Genomic DNA, 23632 nt, shown 5'->3' with positions numbered 1-23632 from the left:
AGGTTTCCCTGATCCAGAAGGAAGTCATGCGCAAACTGACGTCAACCATCATCGCCGCCTTAACGGCATTCGCCGGTATGGGAACTGTGGTCAGCGGCTCCGCCCAGGCGGCGACAGGAGCGGAGTACGTCGCGCTCGGGGATTCGTACGCGGCCGGGGTCGGCGCGGCTCCGTACGACGCCTCCAGCGGCGACTGTCTGCGGAGCCCGAAGAACTATCCGCGCCAGTGGGCGGCCGCTCACCCCAACTACACGTTGAAGGACGTCACCTGTAGCGGTGCGACCATCGCGGACGTGCGGAAGAACCAGCTGTCCGCCCTGAGTGACAAGACCAACCTCGTCACCCTCACGGTGGGCGGCAACGACGCGCAGTTCGCCTCGGTGGTTGAGGCGTGCCTCACCAAGGACGACAGCACCTGCTCGTTCGCCACGCAGTGGATGTCGCACTACGCCAAGAACCAGCTGGTGGAGGAACTCGCCGGCCTCTACACCGATATCAAGACCCGCGCACCCCGGGCCCTGGTCCTCGTGTTCGGCTATCCGCAGGCGCTGTCCTCGACCGGTACGTGCGACGTGATCGACCTCAGTGCCAAAAAGCGCGCCGACATGAACGCGTTCGCTGACGCGCTCGCGGAGGGCACCCTGGCCGCGACGATCGACGCGAGCGTCTACTACATCGACATGCGGGGGCAGTTCAGCGGGCACGGGGCATGTGGCGCCGACCCGTGGATCAACGGTGTCAACCTGACTGACCCGACCGCGACCTTCCACCCCAACGCGGCGGGTTACACGAAGGGCTACGCCGCGAAGTTCAGCGCCACCTGGGGCTGACCACTTGGCGGCCCGGGACGGAACCGTCCTGGGCCGCCTCGCAGAGCCTCGTAGAATCACCACGTGGGAGGACGCGATGGCGCAGCACCAAGTGCGCTTCGGACACCTTCACTGCCTCGAACCAGAGGATGACTTCGGGTCGGATGACGCCGTACTGAGATGGAACGGTCAGCCCATCTGGGAAGGCGAGGCGAAGGGAGGGCGCCGGCGGCGTATAGAGCATGTTGCTGTCTTGACGCCCCCAGATGGCTTCCTCTCTCTGGCTGAAAGGGACGCCCGGCCGGACCCTGACGATCAGCTCGGCGGCCAGACGATCCGAGCGGACGAGGCCGGACAGGGCACGCGTCACGCCCGATTCCGGTCTTCGGGAGCCCGCCACGAGGTTGATTACCAGGTCGTCAAAGTCTGACGCCCGAACGGAATTGGTGTGCGTCCCGCCTATTGCGCATTCCGGCCAGTGCGGCGCATTGTGGTCGCCCCAACGCCTCACCGGCGCCCCCTTCCGGGGCCGGCGCCTCCCGGGGGTGATGTGTGCGCCCTTGCTCCCCAGACGGGGCGCTGTACCGGTGCCCCGGTCGTGCCAACCCCCGTCGCGGCCGGGGCGCCGTGCTGTACTCGTGACTGTGGCCCGCTCCAGTTCGGTTGGAGCGGGCTGACCAGGGGCGACCCTCCCTGGCCTACTGACTCCTCACCCCCGGCGCGTCGCGCCGTCCGGCCAGACGATGTCGACGGGCAGGCCAGCCTCTCGTGCCTCGATGACGGTGTCGGCGGTGCCGCCGCCCTTGCCGGTGGGGGGTTCGCCGTTCCACACCGCGACCAGGCAGTCGGCGCGCTGGAGCAGCGTGCGGTTGGCGTCCTCGTACGCCGACCGGTTCGCTGTCTCATGGGTGAGCACGAGCACCTCGTCGGCTGCCGCGGTGAGGCGATCAAAGATCTCGGCATGATCGGGCTTGACCTTGTTCTGCCGGTAGTCCTGTGAGGGGATGACCGCGATCAGGCGCCCGCCCAGTTCGAGGACGACCTCGGCGAAGAGCGAGTCGGAGCCCTTGGCGATGCAGGAGACTCCGGTAAGGCTGCCGTCGGCGTACGGCTTCAGAGTTTCGCGCAGGGCCTCACGTACCAGAGGGACACTGGCGTCGGTCAGGTCCATGTGGCCGGTGACGGCGATGGTGGTCACGTCTCTCCCTCAACTCGACAACAGATCGCGGATCCTGGCCCGCGCTTCGCCGACCGTACGCGATGTCTCCCGGCCCACCGTGTACGGGTACAGCTCACCGAGCTGCGCCCGCACCCTGTTGGACTGGGTACGGGAGGCCGCGTCGACAGCCTGGTGTGTGTGCTCCACAGCGCCGACGACATCGCCCATGAGGAAGTGGCACTCCGCGAGACCGATCAAGTCGAGAGCGTGGCTGCGGCCGGCCTCAGGCCCGCGCGTTGCGAGCGCTTCCAGGATCGATTCCGCTGCGGGCTCGGCGTGCTTGCGCGGGTCCTGACGTGCGAGATCGAGCAGCCGTCCGCCAGTGACTCCGGCCAGCTCCGCACTGTCGAAGTACGTGATCCAGAACGGCTCTTCGCCGGGCTCAGCATCAGAGAGAACCTCGGCCGCTTCGGACGTGGCGCGCTTGAAGGCAGCGGCGCGTCCCATGGCTGCGTACGCCCACGCTTCCCGGGTTTGGAGCATGGCCTGCACGCGGGGAGCCCAACTCCTGCGTATGCCCTTCTGCGCCAGGTGCACGAGTTCGAGAGCATCCTGAGGGCGATCACGGTAAAGCATCTGCCGGGCCATACCGGCAAGGACGTTCGCGCCGTACGCGCTGTCGCCCGAGGCATGAGACGCGCGAAGGGCCAGCAGGTAGTAGTTCTGCGCCTGCTTGTGCAGCCCGGAGTCCCAGGCCATGGTCGCCGCGGTCCCACCGAGGAACGCCATGACTTGGAAGAGCTGCTGTTCGACGGCGGGTGTTTGGTGCTCTTCCAGGTGGCTGGCGACCTCGTTCAGCTGGCCGACCACGGCTTTGCGGCGCAGGCCGCCGCCGAACTTGTGGTCCCAGGCACGGAAGGCGCGCGCTGTGGATTCCAGTTCCTCCACCTCCCTTTGCCCCAGGCGTCCTTGACGCTGAGAGGGATCTGCTGGCGGGCCGGGCTGGAGCCAGCCTTCAAGAGAGTCGAGCAGCGTTCCGCCGGTCAGGGCTGCACCAGCCAGAGCGCGCGTTGCCGCGCGGCGGTCCATCACGAGATCGCTCGTGGTCAGTTCGGCTGCCAGGTGCACGGCCACCGTGGGGCCCCACGGTGCGTCATCGGATAACTGTGCGGTCGGCGCCTCGGTTGGCTCGGGGTCGTCTGGCCGGACCTCCCACGGGCGCTCCGCGAGGCCGAGCATGCGCCCGGGAATGCGAAGGCCGTCAGAGATGCGACAGATGACGTCGAAGCTGGTGACCTGCTGTTGTCCGCCGATGATCGTGCTCACCTTGCCAGGAGTGAGCTGGCATGCTGACGCGATCCGGTTCTGGGACAGGCCGCCTCACTTCTTGATCAGGGAGAACGCGGCTGCGAAGTCGTGCTCTTCCAGGGCTCGTCTCAGGTCGTCCCTGTCGAGAACTTCTGGGGCGAGCGGGCCGGGGGAGGCGGCGTCCATGAGGCCAACTTCCGGAGTGATCATAAGCGCACCGTCGTGCTGTACCAAGCCAACAACGAGTGTATTACCGCCTCGGTAACACCAGTTGGTTATGCCGCAACTGCACGCCATCCAGGAGTCTCGATGCCTAACAGCATGGACCCCGGCGACCGCGTGAACGGCCCCGGGGCGCGGCCGACCTGATCGGAGCAGATCGACAATGCACCTTCTACCACAGACCCTCGAACGAGTGAGAACACCCGCGTTCGGACCGCACGGAACCGGCCGCCCGGCCGCTCCCGTGGGGGAGGTCCGGTGACGATGACCGCCTACCTGCCGCGCCTCGGTGACACCGTCGAGGACACCGGCCGCAAGAGGGTCGGCAAGGTCATGGGTTTCGAGGGCCCGTACGTGCAACTGCGGCCCGTCGGTGGCGGACGCGAGTGGGACACCCGGCCGGAGAACCTGCGCCAGCTCACGCCCGCTGAGGCGCTCAGCGCGGGTGTCGCCGCCGCCAACGCCCGGTCGAGGGGTGAGTGCCCGTGACCGGGATCATGTCGGAGGCCGACGCCGACGGCCTGCCCCTCGACCTGAAGACGATGCGCGCGGCAACGGACCGGGTGCTCGCCAGGGGAGCCGAGCCGCTGTCCGACGAGGACCTGGAGACGCTGCGCCTTCAGCTGCGCGGGCACATCGAGCTGCTCATCCCCACGGTCGAGCGGGCGGCTGTCCGTCGTCCGAAGGGCTGGGACTCGCGCGACCGTGCTCTGTCCTGTGCCGGGGAGGCTCGCGTACTGCTGCGCGTGGGGCGTGGGGACACGCTGTTCGTGCGGGTGTCGGTGGTGCACCGACTGGCCCGCTTGGTACGCAGGCCGTGCGGCCACCTGGAGGACCTGGGCGGTGAGTGCCAGTGAGGAGCACCCCCGTGGCGAAGGACAGGCCGCCTCTGTCCGCTTGGTGCGCGGTCGCGGAGCAGCCCGGCTACGAGAACCTGCACGCCGACTGCCGCCAGACCAGGGACGTGCCGCTGCCGCACTACCCCAGCATCCTGCTGCAACGCCGCTGTGGCTGCGCCTGCCACGGCCAGGCGGTGAGCGCGTCATGACCGCGGACCTGCACGTCTGCCGCTACTGCGACGGGCTGACCACCGAGGAGGCGCCGGGGCGGCGGATCGCGTACGAGCCGGGGGCTTCGGGGCCCGGCTTGGAGGTGTGGGCGCGCCTCAACGACCCGGCTGCCCTCGGCTCCCGGGTGTGCGCTGAACTCCTGCGCCAGGGCGCCCGCGACATCATCGAGGGTATCCCGCACTGACCGGCGGCGCCCAGCCACCGATGGTGTCTCCGGAAGAGCCGGCCGGGTGGGTGAACCTCCGACGTGAACGGCCCCTGCCGCCGAAGGACTCGATTCCTTCAGCGACAGGGGCCTCGCTGCGCCCGCCACGGGGCCGCGAGGGCTCGCCGTCTCACACACGTCTCACGCGCTGAGCGTGAGACGACGGCATCCATGGCCCTGACCTGGGGTTTCCCGCTAGGGACGTTACGCACGGCACCATACGTGCGGGCGATACAGTTACCACGTGAACGCCTCCGTCTCCCCAGCCGACACCCTGCGCGGAGCCCTCGCCGGGCTGCTCGACGGATTGCCGCCGAAGTCGGCCGCGCAGGCGGTCGAGCGGCTGATCGCGAACTATCGGGGGCGGACGCCGACGGACGCGCCGGTGTTGCGGGACCGGTCGGACGTGGTCGCGTACGCGGCGTACCGGATGCCGGCGACGTTCGAGGCGGTGTGCTCGGCGTTGGAGGCCTTCGCCGACGCCGTACCGGGGTGGGCGCCGGGCAGTCACGTCGACGTGGGCGGTGGTACCGGTGCCGCCACCTGGGCTGTCAGCGCGACCTGGGCGGGTGAGCGGCCCGTCACCGTGCTCGACTGGGCCGAGCCGGCGCTCGCGCTCGGGCGGGAGATCGCCGCCGCCAACCCGGAGTTGAAGGGCGCCGAGTGGCAGCGCTCTCGGATCGGAGCGGCGCTCAGGATCGAGAGCACTGATCTCGTCACGGTGTCCTATGTGCTGGGAGAGCTCACGGACACCGACCGCGCTTCCGTCGTCGGCGCCGCCGCGGCCGCCGCCCAGGCCGTCGTGATCGTCGAGCCCGGAACCCCGGAGGGCTACGCCCGCGTGATCGAGGCCCGCGACCGGCTCATCCGCGCCGGGTTTCATGTCGCCGCCCCCTGCCCCCACAGCGCTGCCTGCCCCATTGCCCCTGGTGAGGACTGGTGTCACTTCTCCGCGCGGGTGAGTCGTTCGTCCCTCCACCGGCAGGTCAAGGGCGGCTCACTGGCGTACGAGGACGAGAAGTTCAGCTATGTCGCCGCCACCCGCTTCCCGGCGGCGCCGGCCTCCTCCCGCGTCGTACGCAAGCCCCAGATCCGCAAGGGGCAGGTGCTGCTCGACCTCTGCGAGACCGAGCCCTCCCTGCGCCGGGTCACCGTCACCAAGCGCCACGGACCGCTGTACAAGGCGACCCGGGATGCCGATTGGGGCGACGCCTGGCCTCCGGCCGAGTGACCATCGGGGCACAAGCCGCGTGACCGTCGAGGCACAAGCCGCGTGACCGTCGGGGCGCAATCCGTGCCCCTTCACGACGACTCGACGCTCGTGCGTCCCCTTTCCTCCTGCCGTTTTTCCTGGAGCTTGCGCAACAGCTCCCGCTTCTCTGCCGGCCCGTCGAGGCGTCCGCCGATCGGGCCTCCGGAGCCGCCGCCCCGAAGGGCCTTGCGGCTGAGGTTCCTGCGGGTGCCGCCGACTCCCAGCATGTTTCCGGATCCGCCTCGGGTCATGGGGTGACTCCCTCCGTCGTACGTGATCGTCGTACGTGATCGTCGTGCGTGACGAGACGGCTCGTCTCGTGATTGCCCCATCAGGCTGCGCGAGACGCTCCGTCTTGTCAAGCTGATAAATTGGGCCCATGGCCCAGAAGCACGCCCAGCCCGCCCGCCCCGCCATGCCCCCCGGCAAGCCCGCCCCCGACTCCACCCGCCGCAGCGAGAAGTCCCGTCGCGCGATCTACGACGCCGCCCTCGCCCTCGTCGCCGAGGTCGGGTACCCGAAGGCGACCATCGAGGGCATCGCCGCCCGCGCCGGAGTCGGGAAGCAGACGATCTACCGATGGTGGTCGTCGAAGGCCGATGTGCTGCTTGAGGCGTTCCTCGACCTCAGTGAGCAGGCGGCCGAGGCCTCGATCCCGCCCGGGCAGGAGGAACACGAGATCCCCGACACCGGCGACCTCGCGGCCGACCTCAAGTACGTGCTGCGGGCCACCGTCGACGGGCTGGCGGACCCGAAGTTCGAGGCGCCCTCCCGTGCCCTCGCCGCCGAAGGGGTCGTCGACGAGAAGCTCGGCGCCCTGTTCGTCGCCCGGCTGCTCGAACCTCAGCTCCAGCTCTACGTACGGCGGTTGAAGTCGGCCCAGGACTCCGGTGCGGTACGGCCCGACATCGATCCCCGTATCGCCCTCGAACTCTTCGTCTCCCCGCTCGCCCAGCGCTGGCTTCAGCGCACCGGGCCCATCTCGTACGACTACACGGACGCTCTCGTCGACTACGCCCTGTACGGTCTCGCGCCCCGCTGAGTCACGGCGGGTGAGTGTGACCAAGTCGGTGGTGCGGGCGCCAGTGGGTGTCAAATGCTCTCAAATCGCCAAATAATCCTCGATTCCTGCCGGGAGGCGGGCATCATCCCACCCACCCTGGATGCGGACCCGGCCCACCCGTGGCGCAGGATGGTGGGACCATGAGGCAGGCATGCTGTCCGCACAACAGCGAGGCGAGGGGATAGATGAGCGCCGAGTTCGGCCGCCGCACCGGCGGGCAGGGCAGGATCTCCCAGTGGCTGCGCGGTCGCCGTCCCAAACCGGACGTCGGTGACGGCGGCCGAGAGGACCTGCTGCTCGCTGTCGCCGCCGCCGGGCTGCCGATCGCGCCGGCCGCGCATCCGGCCGGTTATCGGTGTTCCTGTGATCGGGTCGGGTGCCCCACACCTGCCCGCCACCCCGTCTCTTTCGCCTGGCAGACGCAGTCCACCACCGACCGCGCGCAGGTGGAGCGGTGGGCCCGGCATCAGCCGCAGGCCAACTTCATCACCGCCACCGGCATGGTGCACGACGTTCTCGACGTGCCGCTGGAGGCCGGGCGCGAGGCCCTGGAGCGGCTGCTCTCCGCCGGCATCGAGGTCGGGCCCGTCGCCGAGACCGGGGACGGGCGCATGCTCTTCTTCACCCTCACCCGCGGTACGCCCGAGGACGAGGACGAGTGGTGGCCCTGCGAACTGGACTGCCATCCCGAGACGATGGACGAGCACCCGGGGCTGCGCTGGCACTGCCGGGGGTCGTACGTCCTCGTACCGCCCGCCCGGCTGCCCGGTGAGCTGGCGGTGTGGTGGGTACGCGGCCCCGAGCATCCGCTGCCCGATCCGCTGAGCCTGCTGGAGATCCTCACCGACGAATGCTCGCGGTACGCGGGCGAGGAGCCGGACCACGCGAGCGCGGCCTGGCCCCTCCGCGGCTGAGGCTCCGCACCGGAACTCCGTACCGAAAAGCGCGGCTGAGCCCCGTACCCCGTACGCGGTTGATCCCGTACCCCCCCCGGTACCCCGTACCCCGTACCAAAAGGCGCGGCCGAGCCCCGTAGCCCAGAGAGCGTTACTCGCCGCCCAGAGGCCGCTACTCGCCCTTCGCCCCCGTCAGCCCGTCCACCCGGCTCAGGAACCTCACCTTCTGGTCCGGCGCCGTCATCGCCGGATCGAGCACCGCCTGGTTGGAGACGAACTCCAGCGTCAGCGAGGACTTGACCTCGCCGGCCAGGAGGGCCTGGATGTTCGGGTCGGTGACGTTGATGTCGACGCCCTGTGCGGCGGTCTGCTTCTCGTAGTGGCGTATGGCGAAGAAGACCAGGGCCCCGCCGTCCGTGGTGCGCAGACCCAGGGCTGCGTAGTCGCCGTCGGTCAGCGGCTCGTCGAGGTACTGGCGGGCGAGTCCCGGGCGGGCCGCGTTCTTCGCGCGGTCGGCCCGCCACCGGGAGGTGTGCTCGCCGGGGGCGAACACATCGCCGCCCGGGGCGCCCGAGGACGACTCCATGTACGTCGCGTACGCCTCGCCCAGCGCGTCCGGGGCTATCGCCAGCGTCGCGTCGTCCGCGGCGACCGGCTGCGCGTAGCCGTCCTCGTCCGTTTCGAACTCCGGTACGTCGTCGCCGTTGAGGATCGTCAGATACGACACCTGCCACAGCTCGTCGACGCCGCCGCGGGTGAACACCAGGAGCCAACGGGAGTCCACGGAGCCCTTGTTGGCGTCCGTGTCGGCGACGAACCAGCGTGGCCAGCCCGCCTTCTCCGGGATGGTGAACCTGGCGTCGGTCAGCGTCAGCGGCGAATGGTTCGGGTTGCCGTTCGGGCTGTTCTTGCTGCCCGCCCTCAGCTTTCCGCCGTCGATGTCGGCGAGGGCGCCGCCGACCCGGTCGGCGTCCAGGGACTGGTCGTACTCCTTGTCCGCCTCGTTGTACGCGGTGGTGAAGTCCTCAAGCGCACGGGCGGCCTCGGCCCGTGTCGCCGCCGGAACGATCTCCCGCTCGCCGTGGATGACCACGCAGCCGCTCGCCGTCATGGACAGAACGGCCACCGCGGCTGTTGCCAGGGAGAACCGGCCCTGCTCACGGAGCCTTCGCGAGCTCCGAACCCCACGATCCCTGCTCATCAGGTCCCTTCACCTTCCCCTTCCCGGAGGCGAACCCTACCGGGGAGGGGAAGTGCGCTGGTGACGGGACCGGGTACAGCGTCCACACCGTGACCTTGATCCCGCATCACGAAGAACGCCGCATCACGAGTCCCGTACCGGAGTGATCAGTACCTCGCCCGTCCTCGGGTGCGGGAACACCTCGACCGGCTGCCGGTATACGTCCGACAGCAGGCCGTCGGTGAAGATCTCCGCCGGGGCACCGTCGGCCGCGACCCGCCCGCCGCTCAGGACCGCCACGCGGTGCGCGTACGCCGCCGCCAGGCCCAGGTCGTGCAGGACGACGACCACGGCGTCACCGGCGCGGGCCCGCTCCCGGCAGACCCGCAGCACCAGTTCCTGGTGCCGGAGGTCGAGCGCGGCGGTCGGCTCGTCGAGCATGAGCAGGGGCGCCCGTTGGGCCAGGACGCGGGCCAGGGCGACCCGGGCGCGCTCGCCGCCGCTGAGCGCGGAGAAGGGGCGGGCCGCGAACGGGGTGACCTCCGTCGCCGCCATCGCCTCGGCCACGGCCCTGTCGTCCTCGTCGTACGTGTCCGGCTGTTGCGCCCAGGGCGCCCGGCCCATCCGTACGACCTCCTCGACCGTGAAGGGGAAGGAGAGGGCCGCGGACTGGGGCAACACCGCGCGGCGCAGGGCGAGTTCGGGGGCGGACCACTGGGGGGCGGGCCGTCCGTGGACGCGTACGACGCCGGAGGCGGCCGGGAGGTCGGCGGCCAGGGCGCCCAACAGCGTCGACTTTCCCGCCCCGTTGGGGCCGACGAGGGCGAGGACCTCGCCCGCGCGGACGGTGACGTCGACGCCGCTCAGCACCTCGCGGGCGCCGAGCCGGACGTGCAGGTCCTCGGCCTCGGCGAGTATGTCGCCGGGGGTGGCCGGAGGCGGGGGAGAGGGGCGCCCCCGGAGTCGTCGCCCTCCGAGCGCTCCTCCGAGGGCTCCTCCGAGTTGTCCTCCGAGTTGTCCTCCGGACCGTCCCCTGAGTTGTCCTCCGGACCGTCCCCCGAGCCGCTCTCGGAAGCGCTTCATGCCCAGCCTCCTTGCCTGCGGCGGGTCCTGCGCAGCAGCCAGAAGAAGAACGGGCTGCCGATCAGTGCGGTGAGCACGCCGAGAGGCAGCTCGGCGGGTTCGACGAGGGTACGGGCCGCGAGGTCGGCCGCGAGCAGGACGAGGGCTCCGCCGAGCGCGCTGGCGGGGATCAGGAACCGGTGCCCCGGCCCCGCCGCCATGCGCAGCAGATGCGGTACGACGAGCCCCACGAAGCCGATGATCCCGGAGACGCTCACGGCGGCCGCGGTGAGCAGCGCGATGACGAGCACGAGCAGGATGCGCAGCCGCTCCACGTCCACGCCCAGGTGCCGGGCGGGGCGTTCGCCGAGGGCCAGCAGGTCCAGCTTGCCTGCGTACAGCGGCGCCACGGCCAGCCCGATCGCCGCGCACGGCAGGACGGCCAGCACCTTCGGCCAGGTCGACTGGGCGAGCGAGCCCAGCTGCCAGAACGCGATCTGGTTCACGGCGGCGGTGTCCGCGAAGAAGATGAACAGGCCGATCAGGGCGCCCGTGAACGCGTTGACCGCGATACCGGTGAGGATGAGCGTCACGACCTCCGTACGGCCCTCCGAGCGGGACATGACGTACACGAGGAGCACGGTCGCGAGTCCGGAGACGAACGCGAACGCCGAAACCGTCCAGTTGCCGAGGAAGTCGAGGCCGAAGGCGATCGACGCGACGGCGCCGACCGCCGCGCCCGACGAGACGCCGATGACCCCGGGCTCGGCCAGCGGATTGCCGAACACGCCCTGCATCAGCGCGCCCGCGCACCCCAGCGACGCGCCGATCAGCAGGGCGAGCACGATCCGCGGGAAGCGGACGTTCCACAGCACCGACTCGGGCACCCGGTCGAGTTCGCCGCCGCCGAGGCCCATGCGGTGGGCGACGGAGGACAGGACGTCGCCGGTGGGGACGGGATAGGCGCCGATGCCCGCCGCCACGGGGACGAGGACGAGGAGGGTGACGACGAGGCCGACGGTGAGGAGCCAGGGGGCGCCGCGGCGCCGCCGCGCGAGGGCCGCTTCCGGGGGAGCGGTCTCAACGGGCTTGTCCACTATGGTCACTTGGCGTCTCCGCCGGCGTCACTGTTGGTGTGTCTGCCGGTGCTTCTGTCGGTCTTTCCGTCCGTGCTTCCGTCCGTGCTTCCGTCTGCGCCTCCGTCCGTGCTTCCGTACGTGTCTCTGTCGCCGTCCTCGAAGCGTCGCAGCACTGTTCTGATCATTCCTCTCTCCGACCTCGCCCCTGGTGAGGCTTAGGTTAGCCTTACCTCCTTTGTTATTCGCGCCTGGGGCGACGTCGCGGGGCGGGTGATGTTTGAATGCGCGGGTGACTGATTTCGACGTGCTGCGGGTGTTCTGTGGGCCCCGTGGCGGATACGGCAACGAGCTGGGCGTCGTCCGCGAGGGCTCGGTGATGCCGGAACGGGGCGACCGGCAGGCCTTCGCCGCCAAACTCGGGTTCAGCGAGACCGTGTTCGTCGATGACCCCGAGCGCGGTGTGATCGACATCTACACGCCCAGCGCGCGGTTGCCGTTCGCCGGATATCCGTGTGTCGGTGCGGCCTGGCTGCTCGATGTGCCCGAGCTGGTCACCCCGGCCGGGGTCGTCGGCGCGCGGCTGGACGGGGAGTTCAGCTGGATCGAGGCCCGGCCGGAGTGGGCGGAGCCGCGTACGTTGCGGCAGTACGGGTCGGCGGCGGAAGTGGACGAGTTGTCCGTGCCGCCTGTGGGCGAGCGGAGCGAGATGGGGGTCCCCCCGGACGAAGTCTGGGGGAGGATCTATGCGTGGGCCTGGGAGGACGAGGCCGCGGGGCGGGTCAGGGCCCGTGGGTTTCCCGGGCGGGGGGACGGGATCGAGGAGGACGAGGCCACGGGGGCGGCGGCTCTGCAGCTGACGGCCCGGCTGGGGCGCGCCCTGAACATCGTCCAGGGCGCGGGTTCACAGATTCTGACGGCTCCGCAGCCGGAGGGGTGGGTCGAGGTGGGCGGAAGGGTGTTCCTGGAGCGTTAGACGCGGTGATCACGGGCGCTACGCACTCAGGGGGAACTCCTCGCCCAGCGCGTGGAAGACCGCGGTGTTGAGTGCGAACGCCTTCTTGCACTCCGCCACGATCCGCTGCTTCTCCAGGTCGTCCGTGCGCACCCCGTCCAGCAGTTCGCGGTACCTCCGCTTGAAGGCGGCCGGGTTGGTGATCTCCTCGAAGACGTAGAAGCGGACGCCGTCGCCCTTCTTGGCGAAGCCCCACGTCTTCTCCGCCGTGTCGCGGATGATCTGGCCGCCGGAGAGGTCGCCGAGGTAGCGGGTGTAGTGGTGGGCGACATACCCGCCCGGCCATGTCCGGGCGCACTCGGTGACGCGGCCGGCGTACGCCCGGGTCGCGGGCAGGGCGGACAGGGTCGAGCGCCAGCCGGGGCCGCGCAGATGCTCCAGGTCGCGTTCCAGGGCGGGCAGGCGTATCAGCTCCGGCTGTATGAAGGGGCCGGCCACCGGGTCGTCGGCCAGCCGCTGTGCGCCGCTCTCCAGCGCCTCGTACACGAACCACAGCTGCTCGGTGTAGCGCGCGTACGCCTCGACGCCGAGCCTTCCGCCCAGCATGTCGCTCATGAACGTCGAGGTCTCCGCCTCCACGTGCTGCTCGTGGGAAGCGGTGCGGATGAGCGTGGAGAACGCCGTGCTCGACTCGCTGGTCGTGGCCGACGCGTTCATGGAGGCCTCCGGGGCTGAAGGGTTGGGACGGACGGGAACCGGTCATATTTTCTACGGTTAGGCTTACCTAAGTCAACGGGTTCCCGACGTCCTGTCGGTAAAACCGTACCCCGGATCTTCATCACGTCCACATGAAAAAGCCCGCCCTGTGGACAGGGCGGGCTGTGGAAAAGTGGGGGACGGCGTCTACGGGAGCGTGAGGATCTCCGCGCCCGTGTCCGTCACCATCAGCGTGTGCTCGAACTGGGCCGTCCGCTTGCGGTCCTTGGTCACGACCGTCCAGCCGTCGTCCCACATGTCGTACTCGTGCGTACCCAGCGTGAGCATCGGCTCGATCGTGAACGTCATCCCGGGCTGGATGACCGTCGTCGCGTGCGGGCTGTCGTAGTGCGGGATGATCAGGCCGGAGTGGAAGGAGGAGTTGATCCCGTGGCCGGTGAAGTCACGGACGACTCCGTAGCCGAAGCGTTTGGCGTACGACTCGATCACGCGCCCGATGATGTTGATCTGGCGGCCCGGCTTGACGGCCTTGACGGCGCGGTTGAGGGACTCGCGGGTCCGCTCGACGAGCAGCCTGCTCTCCTCGTCGACGTCCCCGACGAGGTACGTGGCGTTGTTGTCGCCGTGGACGCCGCCGATGTACGCCGTCACATCGAGGTTGATGATGTCGCCGTCGCGCAGGACAGTGGAGTCGGGGATTCCGTGGCAGATGACCTCGTTGACCGAGGTGCACAGCGACTTGGGGAAAGCGCGGTAGCCGAGGGTCGACGGGTACGCCCCGTGGTCGCACATGTACTCGTGCGCGACCCGGTCCAGCTCGTCCGTCGTCACCCCGGGGGCGATGGCCTTCGCGGCCTCGGCCAGCGCCCGCGCCGCGATCCGGCCCGCGATCCGCATCGCCTCGATGGTTTCGGGGGTCTGGATCTCTGGTCCCGTGTACGGCGTGGGCGCGGGCTTGCCCACGTACTCGGGCCGCCTGATGTGTCCCGGGACGGTACGGGTGGGGGAGAGCTTCCCCGGTGCGAGCAGCGACTGGGCAGACATGTCAGCGAGTTTAACCAGCGGGTGTGGGGGACCATGTCGGTGGTGAGTCGGTGGCGAAAGGAGTGCGAGCCATGGCCCTGTTCAAGCGGCGTACGGTCGGCAAGCCGGGTGAGTGGTACTACTGCCTGGAGCACAAGAAGGTCGAGGAGGGGCCCGACTGCCCCGGCAAGGACCGGTTCGGGCCCTACGCCAGCCGGGAGGAGGCCGCCCACGCGATGGAGACCGCCCGCGAGCGGAACCTGGAGTGGGAGACCGACCCGCGCTGGCACGACCGCGCCTCGCAAGGCACCGACGACGACTGAGGCACCGACGACGACTGACGGCGGCTGACGACGACCGGCGTCGGCTGACGTCGGTTGGCGTCGGTTGACGACGACCGGTTCGATCAGTCGGCGGACCGGTTCGAGGAAGTGTCCCCCGGGGCGATGTTCTGGTTCGAGCGGAACAGGTTCTCCGGGTCGTAGTGCTGCTTGAGGGCCCGCAGCCGGCCCAGCTTCTCCGCCCCGTATGCCTGCCGGACCCGGTCCGCGCCCTCGTCCATCAGGAAGTTCACGTACACCCCGGTGTGGTGGGGCCCCAGTGCCGACCAGAGGCCACGCACCCAGCTCCGCTCCTCAGTGGTGCCCTCGGCGGTCGCGCAGTTTCCGTTGATGTTGAAAGTGTGCCCGGTGGCCCGCCCGTTGTACGCGGTGTCGTCCTCACCGACGCGGGAGACGGCACCGCCCAGGTGGAACATCCCGACCGTGGAGAGCGGGGACCGTATCCGCAGCGAGTGCTCCGCGGTGACGTCGGCGACCTCGTCCGTGAGCCGCGCCACGTCGCACGCCCGGAAGTAGTACCACCACCCGTGCGGGAACGACGCGTCGAACATGGCCTGGTGCGCCAGGAACGGCTTGGGGACGCACAGGTCCAGCAGCGGTGGCCGGAACGCCCGTAGCGGCCGCAGCAGCCCCTGCCCGGCCTCGATGTCTCCCGTCCAGCAGACGATCACGGCGACGACCGGCCGGCCGTGCAGCTCCGGCGGGATCGTCGGCAGCGGCGGTGCTTTGCGGTGCACGACGATCGTCGTCAGGTCGTCCGGCACCTCGGTGATCCAGTCCCGGTAGAAGCGCAGCAGGTCCGGCGACTCCTCCATCGGCCACAGCACCGGACCGGCCAGTACGAAGGGCCCCACCGGGTGGAGCCGGAACGTGAACTCCGTGACCACCCCGAAGTTGCTCCCCGCGCCGCACACCGCCCAGAACAGCTCGGGCTCGTGCCGCTCGTCCACCATGTGGAACGCGCCGTCCGCCGTGATCAGGTCCACCGACAGCAACTGGTCCACCGTCAGGCCCAGCTTGCGCGACAGCCAGCCGATGCCCCCGCCGAGCGTCAGCCCGGCAAGACCGGTGTGGGTGACGATCCCGGCGGGTACGGCGAGCCCGAAGTGCTGCGTCTCCCGGTCGAGCTCGCCGAGCAGCACCCCCGCCTGAGCCCGGACGGTACGGCTCTCGGGGTCCACCCGGATGCCCTTCATCAGCGACAGGTCGATGACGATCCCGCCCTCGCACAACGACTGCCCGGGAAAGCTGTGGCCGCCACTGCGCACCGCCATGGGCAGACCCGTGTCCCGTACGCAGCGCAGCGCGGCGACGACGTCGGCGACGCCCGCGCAGTACGCGATCAGCGCGGGGAACTTGCTGATGGAGCCGTTCCAGACGCGTCGCGCCTCGTCGTAGCCGGGCTCCCCCGCCTGGACGAGCCGGCCCGCGAACGAGCCCTCCAGATCATGGAGGGCCGCCGCGTCCACCCGCGCGGCCGGAGTGACGGAGGAGGCGACAGGGGAGGTGACAGAAGAGGTGACATAGGTGTCCATAAGGCCGCTCCTCGGCCGATGGGCCTGCCCTCCCAGTCTCCCTCCGGCCGTGGCCCGCCGCCATTCACTCCCGCGAGAACCGAGCCCGTGAGAACCGAGCCCGTGAGAACCGAGCCCGTGAGAACCGACCACGCCGACCACGCCTCGCGTCTCCCGGCACGAACCGCCGGACAGGCCCCAAGACAGCGGCGGTGCGCAGCCAGGCGGACAGGCCGGGCAGCATCGCCCGCTCTTCCCCCGCCCCGCCCCCTACCAGTGCGCCGGCGGCGGTGCCGTCAGCTGGTCCGCCAGGCGGGACAGGCGGTCGCGGAAGCGGCGGCGGCCCCGGGGCTCGGGGAGGGAGTTCTCGCCCGCGGCCGCGCTCACGAGGTGCTGGACGGTGTCGAGGTCCAGCTCGGGAGCGGGCGTCGGCACGGCAAGCGACTCGTGGGCCATGGCCTCCAGCTCGCGGTCCCCGGAGTCCAGCGCGAGCACCGTGGCCCCGGCCCCGCGGGCGTCGTGCACCCGCTCCAGCAGCGCCGCGCCGGGCGTGTCCGGCGCCACCACGAGGAGCGTCTCGCCACGCCGGGCCGCCGAGACCCTGCCGAGCCCCACCGCCAGGTGCGCCGGGTCGGAGGGACGCGCCCGGTGACGCACCAGGGTCGGCGCCAGTTCCGGCGTACCCGACCAGGCGGCCTCGTCCACGAGGTGCGCCGCCAGGTGCCACGGCTCGTACTCCTCCGTGCCCACGAGCAGCAATCCGCCCCCGTACGACACCACGGACCCCCTGAGCGCCCCCGCGAACCGGCGCGTGGCCCCCAACCACTCCGTCCCCGCGAGCACTTCGCGCAACAATGCGACCCGTACGGCATCCATGCGCACGCATCCTGCCGCAATCGGTCACGTATGGCGTGCGGTTCGCCATGAATTCGCCCAGTGTGGGGAAAGCGTCGAACGAGCCGAGACAACGGACCACCTGCCCCCACCGGAACACCCGCATCAACGGCCCCCCGAGGAGCCCGACATGGCAGAGACCAGCGTCCCCTTCCGCGCAGGCCAGGAGGGATACGCGAGCTTCCGTATCCCGGCCGTCGTCGTCACCGCCGGCGGAACCCTGCTCGCCTTCTGCGAAGGGCGGGTCGGCTCCCGCGACGACTTCGGGAACATCGACATCGTGCTGAAGCGGTCCACGGACGGCGGCCGCACTTGGGGTCCGCTGGAGGTCGCCGCCCCGAACGGCACCGACCTCGCGGGCAACCCGGCCCCCGTCGTCCTCGACACCGGCCGGATTCTGCTCGTGCACGTCCGCAACGCGGCACTCGCCACGGAGGCCGCCATCCGCCGCGGTGCGGTCGGCGCGGCGGACGGGCGCCGGGTGTGGATCCAGCACAGCGACGACGACGGGGTCACCTGGTCGCGGCCGCGGGACATCACCGAGGACACGAAGAAGGCGGCCTGGCGGTGGTACGCCACCACGCCCGGCCACGCCCTCCAGCTGAGCACCGGCCGCGTGGTCGTCCCCGCCAACCACTCCGTGCCGCCGGGCGGGCGGGACACCGGCACGGAGGGCAAGTACAACGGCGGGCACTGCCTGCTCAGCGACGACCGCGGTGAGACCTGGAGCATCGGGTACGTCGACGACAACACCGACGGCTACATCAACGCCAATGAGACCACTGCCGCCGAACTCCCCGACGGACGCGTCTACTTCAACACCCGCAACGACTCCCCGGCCCCCGGCACCCGCGCCGACGCCTGCTCCCGCGACGGCGGCAGGACCCTCGTCAAGCCGTTCCGGCCGCAGGCGGGCCTGACCGGTCCCGTCGTCCAGGGCAGTGTGCTCCAGCTCCGCGAGCCCGACGACCTGCTGCTCTACTCCGGGCCCGCCGACCCCGGCTTCCGCGCGCTGATGACCGTGCGCGTCTCCGAGGACGCCGGGACGACCTGGCGGTCCGCGTACACCGTCGACGGGCTGCCCGCCGCGTACTCCGACCTCGTCCGCGCCGACGACGCGACGGTCGGCCTGCTCTATGAGACGGGGGACTTCAGCGCGTACGAGACGATCACCTTCCGCCGTATCCCCGTGACGGCCCTCACCTGATCGACACGGGCGGGAGCGGCGCACGTACAGTCGGGCCCATGACCTCTACTGACAGTGCACAGACGACTCCCGGCACGGCTGGTACGGAATCCACGGCCCCGGCGAAGGCCCCGGCCAAGGACCCCTGGGACCTGCCCGACGTGTCCGGGCTCGTCGTCGGCGTGCTCGGTGGCACCGGGCCGCAGGGCAAGGGCCTCGCCTACCGGCTCGCCAGGGCCGGGCAGAAGGTGATCATCGGCTCGCGGGCCGCCGACCGCGCTCGGACGGCGGCCGAGGAGCTCGGGTACGGCGTCGAGGGCGCCGACAACGCTGAGTGCGCGCGCCGCAGCGACATCGTGATCGTCGCGGTGCCGTGGGACGGGCACGGCAAGACGCTTCAGTCCCTGCGCGAGGACCTCGTGGGCAAGCTCGTCGTCGACTGCGTCAACCCGCTCGGCTTCGACAAGAAGGGTGCCTACGCGCTGAAGCCGGAGGAGGGCAGCGCCGCCGAGCAGGCCGCCGCCCTGCTGCCGGAGTCGCGGGTCACCGCCGCGTTCCACCATCTGTCCGCCGTTCTCCTCCAGGACCCGGAGGTCGAGGAGATCGACACGGATGTCATGGTCCTCGGCGAGGTACGGGCCGATGTCGAGCTCGTGCAGGCGCTGGCGGGCCGCATCCCCGGCATGCGCGGCATCTTCGCCGGGCGCCTGCGCAACGCCCACCAGGTCGAGTCCCTCGTCGCCAACCTGATCTCCGTGAACCGGCGGTACAAGGCCCACGCGGGGCTGCGGCTGACCGACGTGTAGAGCGGCACCGGGCATGGGGGACACTGGACGCCGTACGACCGACGCCGTACGCCCCTGTCCGACTGTCCTGTCAGGAGCCGACCCCCATGCCCCGCCTCGCCCTCTATGCCCTGGCCGTCTGTCTGCTCTCCGTGGCCGCCGCCGTCGTCTCCTTCGTCCAGGGAAGCTTCCTCGGAGTGGTGTGGGTGCTGCTGGCCGGGCTGTCGTCCAACATGACGTGGTACTACATGCGACGTGCCAAGGTACGGGCCGGCTCCGCCGAGGGGCAGCAGGGCTGATCGGCAACGGATGACCGGCAATGTCTGAAACGGATGACCGGCAATGTCTGACGGGCAACGGCTGAACGGTCAGCCGACGCCGCAGATCGCCGGGCCGTCCCCCTCCCAGAAGCGGTACAGGTTCCAGCCGCAGTACGTCTCCAGATCACCGATGCCGAGGCCGCGCAGCACGGTGTCGACCACGTCGAAGAACACGCCGTTCACCGCCGGGATCCACAGCACGGCGAAGACGAGCAGCAGCCCGAAGGGCGCGAGCGGCTCCATCTGACGGCGGGCCTTGTACGACAGCCAGGGCTCGATCACGCCGTAGCCGTCCAGGCCCGGCACCGGCAGGAAGTTCAGGATCGCGGCCGTGACCTGGAGCAGCGCGAGGAAGGCGAGGGCGAACCGGAAGCCGGCCGGTACCCCGTCCAGCGCGTCCAGCCAGAACGGGGCCGTGCAGACCACCGCGAACAGCACGTTCGTCAGCGGGCCCGCCGCCGAGATCAGGCTGTGCTTCCAGCGGCCCTGGATACGGCCGCGCTCGATGAACACCGCGCCGCCCGGCAGACCGATCCCGCCCATGATCACGAAGAGGACGGGGAGCACGATGCTGAGCAGGGCGTGCGTGTATTTGAGCGGATTGAGCGTCAAATACCCTTTCGCGCCGATCGAGATGTCCCCGCTGTGCAGGGCCGTGCGCGCGTGGGCGTACTCGTGCAGACACAGCGAGACGATCCACGCCGCCGTCACGAACAGGAAGATGGCCACCCCGGGCTGCTCGGCGAAGCCGGTCCACGTGGCCCAGCCCGTAACCGCCATGACGGCCACGATCCCCAGGAAGACGGGGCTGATCCTCCGGTCGCTCCGGCGGGACATGGCGGTGGTCATGGGGCGGGCTCCTGGCGTGGGCTGCGGGTGTGCGGGTCGACCGTACAGGTGGTGTGGGGGGAACGTCCTGGGGAGAGCCGGAGGTTCCTGGCCGCCGTTACGTCCGGCGTTCGGTGACCGGATCGAGATCCCCGGCGCCGACCGGACCCCGGTCCTGGACTCCTCCCGGTCCATGCGGGTCTGAAACCCGGGGGCGGCCCCCGGTCGTCACCGGAGACAATGGCCCCCGTGCGCTACCGCATCCTCGGCACCACCCAGGCACTCCGCGCCGACGGCACCCCCGTCCCGCTCGGCGGCGCCCGGCTGCGCGCCCTGATGACCGTGCTCGCGCTGCGGCCCGGGCGTACGGTGCCCGTGGCCGTCCTGGTCGACGAGGTGTGGGCCGGTGACCCGCCGACTGACGCGCCCGGTGCGCTGCAGGCGCTGGTCGGGCGGTTGCGCAGGGCGCTGGGCCCGGACGCGGTGGCCTCGGCACCCGGCGGCTACCGCCTCGCGGCGGGGGACGACGACATCGACCTCCACCGCTTCGAGCGCCGCACGGCCGAGGGCACGCGCGCGTTGGCCGACGGCGACCCGGCGAAGGCGGCGGCGCTCCTCGACGACGCCCTGTCCCTCTGGCAGGGGCCCCCGCTGGCCGACCTCCCCGACCGCACCGCCGAGGCCGCCCGCTGGGAGACCCGCCACCTCGACGCCCGCCGCGCCCGCCTCACCGCGGCCCTCGCCCTCGGCCACGCCCAACGGTCCCTCCCGGACCTCACCGCCCTCTGCGACACCCACCCCCTCGACGAGCCCCTCCAGGCCCTCCGCCTCCGCGCCCTCCGCGACACGGGGCGCCCGGCGGAGGCCCTGGACGCGTACGAGTCCGTACGACAACTGCTGGCGGACCGTTTGGGGACCGACCCGGGGGCGGAACTGAGGGCGCTGCACGGGGAGTTGCTGAGCCCTGGAGAGGGGGCGGCGGGGTGGGACGCGCGTGCGCGGGGCGTGGAGCCGGAACGGGGCACCTCCCGTGCCTCGACCTCCCGCACCTCAACCCCTCGTACCTCAACCCCTCGTACCTCACCCCCTCGTACCCCAACCGCCCGCACCCCGATCGCCCCCACCCCGGCCACTCGCACCCCGGCCACTCGCACCCCAACCACCCCCCATACCTTGACGGCCCTCACCCCGCCCCCTGGCAACCTCCGGGCCCGCCTCACCTCCTTCGTCGGCCGGGACGCCGACATGGACGCCGTCCGGGGCGACCTCGCGACCGCCCGGCTGGTGACCCTGCTGGGACCCGGCGGGGCGGGGAAGACGCGGCTGTCGCAGGAGGTGGGGGAGGCCGTGGGCGGGGGTATGCCGGGCGGGGTGTGGCTGGCCGAACTCGCTCCCGTCGACGATCCCGGGACCGTACCCGAAGTCGTACTCACCGCCGTCGGGGCCCGGGAGACCGTGCTGCGGGGCGCCGGGGCCGAGGAGATGCGGGCCGTGGCCGAGCGGCACGACGATCCGGTCACCCGGCTCGCGGAGCACTGCGGCAGACGGCGGATGCTGCTCATCCTCGACAACTGCGAACACGTCGTCGACGCCGCCGCACTCCTCGTAGAGCAGTTGCTGGAGCGGTGCCCGGAGCTGACCGTACTCGCCACCAGCCGCGAACCCCTCGGCGTACCGGGGGAGTTGCTGCGGCCGGTGGAACCGCTGCCGGAACCGTTCGCGCTGCGGCTGTTCGCCGATCGCGGGGCGGCCGCGAGGCCGGGGTTCGCCGTCGCGGACGATCCCGGGGCGGCCGCCGAGATCTGCCGGCGGCTCGACGGACTCCCGCTCGCCATCGAGCTGGCGGCGGCCCGGCTACGGATGCTGACGCCGCGCCAGATCGCGGACCGGCTCGACGACCGCTTCCGGCTGCTCACCTCCGGCAGCCGGACCGTACTGCCCCGGCAGCAGACACTCCGTGCCGTCGTCGACTGGTCCTGGGAACTGCTCGACGAGGACGAACGGGAGGTGCTGCGACGGCTGTCCGTCTTCGCGGGCGGCTGCGACCTCGCCGCCGCCGAGGCCGTCTGCGCACCCGCCGCGCTTCAGGCGCTCGGCTCGCTCGTCGACAAGTCCCTTGTGGTGGCGTCCCCTTCACCCGGTTCACCCGGCGACGGCATGCGCTACCGGCTCCTGGAGACGGTCGCCGAGTACGCCCGTGAACGCCTCGACGAGGCGGGCACCCGCACCGACGCCGAACGCGCCCACCTCACGTACTACCGCGAACTCGCCCGCACCACCGACCCGTTGCTGCGCGGCTCCGGCCAGCACGAGGCGATCGCGCTGCTGGAGCTGGAGTACGAGAACATCCGCACCGCCCTCCGGCACGCCGTCGCCGAGCGCAACGAGCAGGAGGCGCTCTGCCTGGTGCTGTCGCTGGGCTGGTACTGGCAGATGCGAGATCTGCGTCTGGAGGCCCGCCACTGGTCCACCGAGGTCAGGGCGCTCGGCCCGGACCCCTTCACCGCGCCCGTACGCCCCGCCCCCGACATCCTCGAACAGGGCACCGACAGCCCGCCGCCCATGCGCCCCGAACTGCTCGAAGAGGCCCGGCGCGGGGTGCATCTCGTCCATATGGCCTGCATGGACATGGAGTTGGCCGCCTGGGGCACCCCGCAGGCCAAGGAGAAGCTCCGCGTCATCGGCGAGACCTACCGCCCCGGCCAGCCGCAGACCTGCCGCTACCCGGGCTACCTGTGGTTCTACGCCGTACTGCTGTCCGGCGACATGGACCGCACCCGTGAGCTCACCGAGGCGGCCATCCGCAGCTGCCGGGAGCTCGGTTACACCTGGGAGCTGGGGCAGGCCCTGCAGATGCGGGCCAACATCCTCGCCAACCGCACCGACTGGATCGGCGACGCCACCCACGACGCCGACGAGGCACTGGAGATCTTCGACCGGGTCGGGGACACGTGGGGTGCCGCCGAGGCGCTCTCGGCGCGGGGCGAGGCCCTGGAGCGCAAGGGCGACTACGCGGGTGCCGCGGCGGACTTCGAGCGGGCCATGGAGTACGCCGAACGGCTCGGCGCCCGCGCCCAGCTGGGCGTCCTCGGCGCCCGGCTCGGCGGAGTGCTCGTCGAGTCCGGTGACTCCGAGCGGGGCGAGCGCATGCTGCGCGACGTACTGGCGGACAACCAGGACACTGTCAACGCGGCCGCCCCCGCGGCCCGTCTCTTCCTCGCGATCCAGCTCGCCCGCACCGGACGCACGAGCGAGGCGCGGGAGGAGATGCGACGGTTGCGCGAGGACTTCGGCGCCATCAACTTCGTGGTGTTCTCCGGGTTCGCGCTCGGCGTCGAGGCCTGGCTGGAGACGCTGGACGGACGCCATGCCGCGTCCCTGGACATGATGCGTCAGGCGATGGAGGAGGTCACCGACCCGCTGAGCCGGATGATCGCGCCCCACTTGCCCGCCGTACACCTCGTCATAGCCGCACTCGCCCTCGCGGCACTTGACGACGGTGTCCGTGCCCGTGACGCGGCCCGGCTCCTCGGCGCCTCCGACGCGCTGCTGCCGCCCGGCCACTTCTCCAGCCCGACGGAGGTCGAGAACCGCACCCGGGCCGAGTCCCACACCCGGGCCGTGCTCGACGACGACTCGGCGTACGAGACCGCGTACGCCGAGGGCGGCGCCCTCTCGCTGGAGGAGGCCGCCGCCCTGATCTGAGGAGCTCCGTCAGCTCTTCGAAGTTCCTCAGCCCTTCGAGTTCCTCAGCCCTTCGAAGTTCC

Annotated in this window: 26 protein-coding genes and 1 pseudogene; 14 read left to right on the top strand and 13 right to left on the bottom strand. The window is 70.8% G+C overall.

The window, feature by feature from the left end; genetic code table 11:
• Nucleotides 1-77 precede the first annotated feature (77 nt).
• Entirely contained in the window at nt 78-830 is a 753-nt protein-coding gene (locus ACWD3C_RS26490) for an SGNH/GDSL hydrolase family protein (protein WP_451148043.1), read from the top strand.
• A 688-nt stretch (nt 831-1518) separates the two neighbouring features.
• Here ACWD3C_RS26490 and ACWD3C_RS26485 read toward each other — a convergent pair.
• From ACWD3C_RS26485 to ACWD3C_RS26475, 3 genes are read right to left on the bottom strand one after another with little or no spacing between them, the layout of a single operon-like run.
• Complete coding sequence (locus ACWD3C_RS26485) at nt 1519-2007, bottom strand: hypothetical protein (RefSeq protein WP_451148041.1); 489 nt, start codon at nt 2005-2007, stop codon at nt 1519-1521.
• A gap of 9 nt (nt 2008-2016) precedes the next feature.
• The gene (locus ACWD3C_RS26480; protein ID WP_451148039.1) at nt 2017-3294 is read right to left on the bottom strand and encodes a hypothetical protein; all 1278 of its coding nucleotides are present in this window, start codon (nt 3292-3294) and stop codon (nt 2017-2019) included.
• A 54-nt stretch (nt 3295-3348) separates the two neighbouring features.
• Nucleotides 3349-3486 (bottom strand): hypothetical protein, encoded by a 138-nt coding sequence (locus ACWD3C_RS26475; protein ID WP_451148037.1) that lies wholly within the window; start codon nt 3484-3486, stop codon nt 3349-3351.
• A gap of 276 nt (nt 3487-3762) precedes the next feature.
• On the opposite strand from ACWD3C_RS26475, the gene ACWD3C_RS26470 reads away from it, so the two are divergent.
• The 5 genes from ACWD3C_RS26470 to ACWD3C_RS26450 all read left to right on the top strand — a co-directional run bounded on the left by ACWD3C_RS26470 (nt 3763) and on the right by ACWD3C_RS26450 (nt 6004).
• Nucleotides 3763-3987 (top strand): hypothetical protein, encoded by a 225-nt coding sequence (locus ACWD3C_RS26470; protein ID WP_451148035.1) that lies wholly within the window; start codon nt 3763-3765, stop codon nt 3985-3987.
• Nucleotides 3984-4355: a DUF6415 family natural product biosynthesis protein gene (locus tag ACWD3C_RS26465; RefSeq protein ID WP_451148033.1), complete on the top strand. Its 372-nt coding sequence runs from the start codon at nt 3984-3986 to the stop codon at nt 4353-4355. The genes ACWD3C_RS26470 and ACWD3C_RS26465 overlap by 4 nt, the downstream gene beginning before the upstream one ends.
• An 11-nt stretch (nt 4356-4366) precedes the next feature.
• On the top strand, nt 4367-4546 hold the full coding sequence (locus ACWD3C_RS26460; RefSeq protein WP_451148031.1) for a hypothetical protein: 180 nt from the start codon (nt 4367-4369) through the stop codon (nt 4544-4546).
• Entirely contained in the window at nt 4543-4752 is a 210-nt protein-coding gene (locus ACWD3C_RS26455; RefSeq protein ID WP_451148029.1) for a hypothetical protein, read from the top strand. The genes ACWD3C_RS26460 and ACWD3C_RS26455 overlap by 4 nt, the downstream gene beginning before the upstream one ends.
• A gap of 265 nt (nt 4753-5017) precedes the next feature.
• Complete coding sequence (locus ACWD3C_RS26450) at nt 5018-6004, top strand: small ribosomal subunit Rsm22 family protein (protein WP_451148027.1); 987 nt, start codon at nt 5018-5020, stop codon at nt 6002-6004.
• A gap of 71 nt (nt 6005-6075) precedes the next feature.
• On the opposite strand, the gene ACWD3C_RS26445 is transcribed toward ACWD3C_RS26450, so the two are convergent.
• Entirely contained in the window at nt 6076-6276 is a 201-nt protein-coding gene (locus ACWD3C_RS26445) for a DUF6243 family protein (protein ID WP_451148025.1), read from the bottom strand.
• 128 nt (nt 6277-6404) lie between these two features.
• On the opposite strand from ACWD3C_RS26445, the gene ACWD3C_RS26440 reads away from it, so the two are divergent.
• Nucleotides 6405-7067: a TetR/AcrR family transcriptional regulator gene (locus tag ACWD3C_RS26440; RefSeq protein WP_451148023.1), complete on the top strand. Its 663-nt coding sequence runs from the start codon at nt 6405-6407 to the stop codon at nt 7065-7067.
• A 206-nt stretch (nt 7068-7273) separates the two neighbouring features.
• On the top strand, nt 7274-8002 hold the full coding sequence (locus tag ACWD3C_RS26435; RefSeq protein WP_451148021.1) for a bifunctional DNA primase/polymerase: 729 nt from the start codon (nt 7274-7276) through the stop codon (nt 8000-8002).
• 154 nt (nt 8003-8156) lie between these two features.
• Here ACWD3C_RS26435 and ACWD3C_RS26430 read toward each other — a convergent pair whose 3' ends face one another.
• The 4 genes and pseudogenes from ACWD3C_RS26430 to ACWD3C_RS26415 all read right to left on the bottom strand — a co-directional run bounded on the left by ACWD3C_RS26430 (nt 8157) and on the right by ACWD3C_RS26415 (nt 11332).
• Nucleotides 8157-9185, bottom strand: coding sequence for a hypothetical protein (locus tag ACWD3C_RS26430; RefSeq protein WP_451148019.1), 1029 nt, complete (start codon nt 9183-9185; stop codon nt 8157-8159).
• A pseudogene (locus tag ACWD3C_RS26425) lies at nt 9142-9285 on the bottom strand (iron transporter); the annotation flags it as partial. The pseudogene ACWD3C_RS26425 and the gene ACWD3C_RS26430, both read right to left, overlap by 44 nt.
• 23 nt (nt 9286-9308) lie before the next feature.
• Nucleotides 9309-10247, bottom strand: coding sequence for a heme ABC transporter ATP-binding protein (locus ACWD3C_RS26420; RefSeq protein ID WP_451148017.1), 939 nt, complete (start codon nt 10245-10247; stop codon nt 9309-9311).
• Entirely contained in the window at nt 10244-11332 is a 1089-nt protein-coding gene (locus ACWD3C_RS26415; RefSeq protein WP_451148015.1) for a FecCD family ABC transporter permease, read from the bottom strand. The genes ACWD3C_RS26420 and ACWD3C_RS26415 overlap by 4 nt, the downstream gene beginning before the upstream one ends.
• Nucleotides 11333-11594: 262 nt before the next feature.
• Here ACWD3C_RS26415 and ACWD3C_RS26410 point away from each other — a divergent pair, with 262 nt between their 5' ends.
• Nucleotides 11595-12278, top strand: coding sequence for a PhzF family phenazine biosynthesis protein (locus ACWD3C_RS26410; RefSeq protein ID WP_451148013.1), 684 nt, complete (start codon nt 11595-11597; stop codon nt 12276-12278).
• Between the two features lie 18 nt (nt 12279-12296).
• On the opposite strand, the gene ACWD3C_RS26405 is transcribed toward ACWD3C_RS26410, so the two are convergent.
• Both ACWD3C_RS26405 and map read right to left on the bottom strand, forming a co-directional pair.
• Nucleotides 12297-12974, bottom strand: coding sequence for a biliverdin-producing heme oxygenase (locus tag ACWD3C_RS26405; RefSeq protein WP_451148011.1), 678 nt, complete (start codon nt 12972-12974; stop codon nt 12297-12299).
• Between the two features lie 186 nt (nt 12975-13160).
• Nucleotides 13161-14018: a type I methionyl aminopeptidase gene (gene map / locus ACWD3C_RS26400; protein ID WP_451148009.1), complete on the bottom strand. Its 858-nt coding sequence runs from the start codon at nt 14016-14018 to the stop codon at nt 13161-13163.
• Nucleotides 14019-14089: 71 nt separating this feature from the next.
• On the opposite strand from map, the gene ACWD3C_RS26395 reads away from it, so the two are divergent.
• Complete coding sequence (locus ACWD3C_RS26395; protein ID WP_451148007.1) at nt 14090-14320, top strand: hypothetical protein; 231 nt, start codon at nt 14090-14092, stop codon at nt 14318-14320.
• Between the two features lie 83 nt (nt 14321-14403).
• Here the strand turns inward: ACWD3C_RS26395 and ACWD3C_RS26390 are convergent, their stop codons facing one another.
• Together ACWD3C_RS26390 and ACWD3C_RS26385 are read right to left on the bottom strand one after the other, a co-directional pair.
• On the bottom strand, nt 14404-15873 hold the full coding sequence (locus tag ACWD3C_RS26390) for an FAD-binding oxidoreductase (RefSeq protein ID WP_451148005.1): 1470 nt from the start codon (nt 15871-15873) through the stop codon (nt 14404-14406).
• Nucleotides 15874-16122: 249 nt separating this feature from the next.
• On the bottom strand, nt 16123-16728 hold the full coding sequence (locus ACWD3C_RS26385; protein ID WP_451148003.1) for a hypothetical protein: 606 nt from the start codon (nt 16726-16728) through the stop codon (nt 16123-16125).
• 148 nt (nt 16729-16876) lie between these two features.
• Between ACWD3C_RS26385 and ACWD3C_RS26380 the strand changes: the two genes are divergently transcribed.
• The 3 genes from ACWD3C_RS26380 to ACWD3C_RS26370 all read left to right on the top strand — a co-directional run bounded on the left by ACWD3C_RS26380 (nt 16877) and on the right by ACWD3C_RS26370 (nt 19016).
• Nucleotides 16877-17953, top strand: a complete 1077-nt coding sequence (locus ACWD3C_RS26380; protein WP_451148001.1) for a sialidase family protein — start codon at nt 16877-16879, stop codon at nt 17951-17953.
• Nucleotides 17954-17991: 38 nt separating this feature from the next.
• The gene (npdG, locus tag ACWD3C_RS26375; protein WP_451147999.1) at nt 17992-18738 is read left to right on the top strand and encodes an NADPH-dependent F420 reductase; all 747 of its coding nucleotides are present in this window, start codon (nt 17992-17994) and stop codon (nt 18736-18738) included.
• An 86-nt stretch (nt 18739-18824) separates the two neighbouring features.
• Complete coding sequence (locus tag ACWD3C_RS26370) at nt 18825-19016, top strand: hypothetical protein (protein ID WP_451147997.1); 192 nt, start codon at nt 18825-18827, stop codon at nt 19014-19016.
• A 69-nt stretch (nt 19017-19085) separates the two neighbouring features.
• On the opposite strand, the gene ACWD3C_RS26365 is transcribed toward ACWD3C_RS26370, so the two are convergent.
• Nucleotides 19086-19886: a site-2 protease family protein gene (locus tag ACWD3C_RS26365; RefSeq protein ID WP_451147995.1), complete on the bottom strand. Its 801-nt coding sequence runs from the start codon at nt 19884-19886 to the stop codon at nt 19086-19088.
• A gap of 219 nt (nt 19887-20105) precedes the next feature.
• Between ACWD3C_RS26365 and ACWD3C_RS26360 the strand changes: the two genes are divergently transcribed.
• Complete coding sequence (locus tag ACWD3C_RS26360) at nt 20106-23570, top strand: AfsR/SARP family transcriptional regulator (RefSeq protein WP_451147993.1); 3465 nt, start codon at nt 20106-20108, stop codon at nt 23568-23570.
• Nucleotides 23571-23632: the final 62 nt, after the last annotated feature.

This window comes from Streptomyces sp. NPDC002845, assembly GCF_053591955.1.
This window is presented reverse-complemented; position numbering and strand designations above follow the sequence as displayed.

What these genes read in the sequence shown, in the direction of transcription:
- ACWD3C_RS26490 (WP_451148043.1), top strand. Translation starts at nt 78, where the DNA reads ATGGGAACTGTGGTCAGCGGCTCCGCCCAGGCGGCGACAGGAGCGGAG.
- ACWD3C_RS26475 (WP_451148037.1), bottom strand. Translation starts at nt 3,486, where the DNA reads ATGATCACTCCGGAAGTTGGCCTCATGGACGCCGCCTCCCCCGGCCCG.
- ACWD3C_RS26470 (WP_451148035.1), top strand. Translation starts at nt 3,763, where the DNA reads ATGACCGCCTACCTGCCGCGCCTCGGTGACACCGTCGAGGACACCGGC.
- ACWD3C_RS26455 (WP_451148029.1), top strand. Translation starts at nt 4,543, where the DNA reads ATGACCGCGGACCTGCACGTCTGCCGCTACTGCGACGGGCTGACCACC.
- ACWD3C_RS26445 (WP_451148025.1), bottom strand. Translation starts at nt 6,276, where the DNA reads ATGACCCGAGGCGGATCCGGAAACATGCTGGGAGTCGGCGGCACCCGC.
- ACWD3C_RS26440 (WP_451148023.1), top strand. Translation starts at nt 6,405, where the DNA reads ATGGCCCAGAAGCACGCCCAGCCCGCCCGCCCCGCCATGCCCCCCGGC.
- ACWD3C_RS26435 (WP_451148021.1), top strand. Translation starts at nt 7,274, where the DNA reads ATGAGCGCCGAGTTCGGCCGCCGCACCGGCGGGCAGGGCAGGATCTCC.
- ACWD3C_RS26430 (WP_451148019.1), bottom strand. Translation starts at nt 9,185, where the DNA reads ATGAGCAGGGATCGTGGGGTTCGGAGCTCGCGAAGGCTCCGTGAGCAG.
- ACWD3C_RS26420 (WP_451148017.1), bottom strand. Translation starts at nt 10,247, where the DNA reads ATGAAGCGCTTCCGAGAGCGGCTCGGGGGACGGTCCGGAGGACAACTC.
- ACWD3C_RS26405 (WP_451148011.1), bottom strand. Translation starts at nt 12,974, where the DNA reads ATGAACGCGTCGGCCACGACCAGCGAGTCGAGCACGGCGTTCTCCACG.
- map (WP_451148009.1), bottom strand. Translation starts at nt 14,018, where the DNA reads ATGTCTGCCCAGTCGCTGCTCGCACCGGGGAAGCTCTCCCCCACCCGT.
- ACWD3C_RS26395 (WP_451148007.1), top strand. Translation starts at nt 14,090, where the DNA reads ATGGCCCTGTTCAAGCGGCGTACGGTCGGCAAGCCGGGTGAGTGGTAC.
- ACWD3C_RS26390 (WP_451148005.1), bottom strand. Translation starts at nt 15,873, where the DNA reads ATGGACACCTATGTCACCTCTTCTGTCACCTCCCCTGTCGCCTCCTCC.
- ACWD3C_RS26385 (WP_451148003.1), bottom strand. Translation starts at nt 16,728, where the DNA reads ATGGATGCCGTACGGGTCGCATTGTTGCGCGAAGTGCTCGCGGGGACG.
- ACWD3C_RS26380 (WP_451148001.1), top strand. Translation starts at nt 16,877, where the DNA reads ATGGCAGAGACCAGCGTCCCCTTCCGCGCAGGCCAGGAGGGATACGCG.
- npdG (WP_451147999.1), top strand. Translation starts at nt 17,992, where the DNA reads ATGACCTCTACTGACAGTGCACAGACGACTCCCGGCACGGCTGGTACG.
- ACWD3C_RS26370 (WP_451147997.1), top strand. Translation starts at nt 18,825, where the DNA reads ATGCCCCGCCTCGCCCTCTATGCCCTGGCCGTCTGTCTGCTCTCCGTG.
- ACWD3C_RS26365 (WP_451147995.1), bottom strand. Translation starts at nt 19,886, where the DNA reads ATGACCACCGCCATGTCCCGCCGGAGCGACCGGAGGATCAGCCCCGTC.
- ACWD3C_RS26360 (WP_451147993.1), top strand. Translation starts at nt 20,106, where the DNA reads ATGGCCCCCGTGCGCTACCGCATCCTCGGCACCACCCAGGCACTCCGC.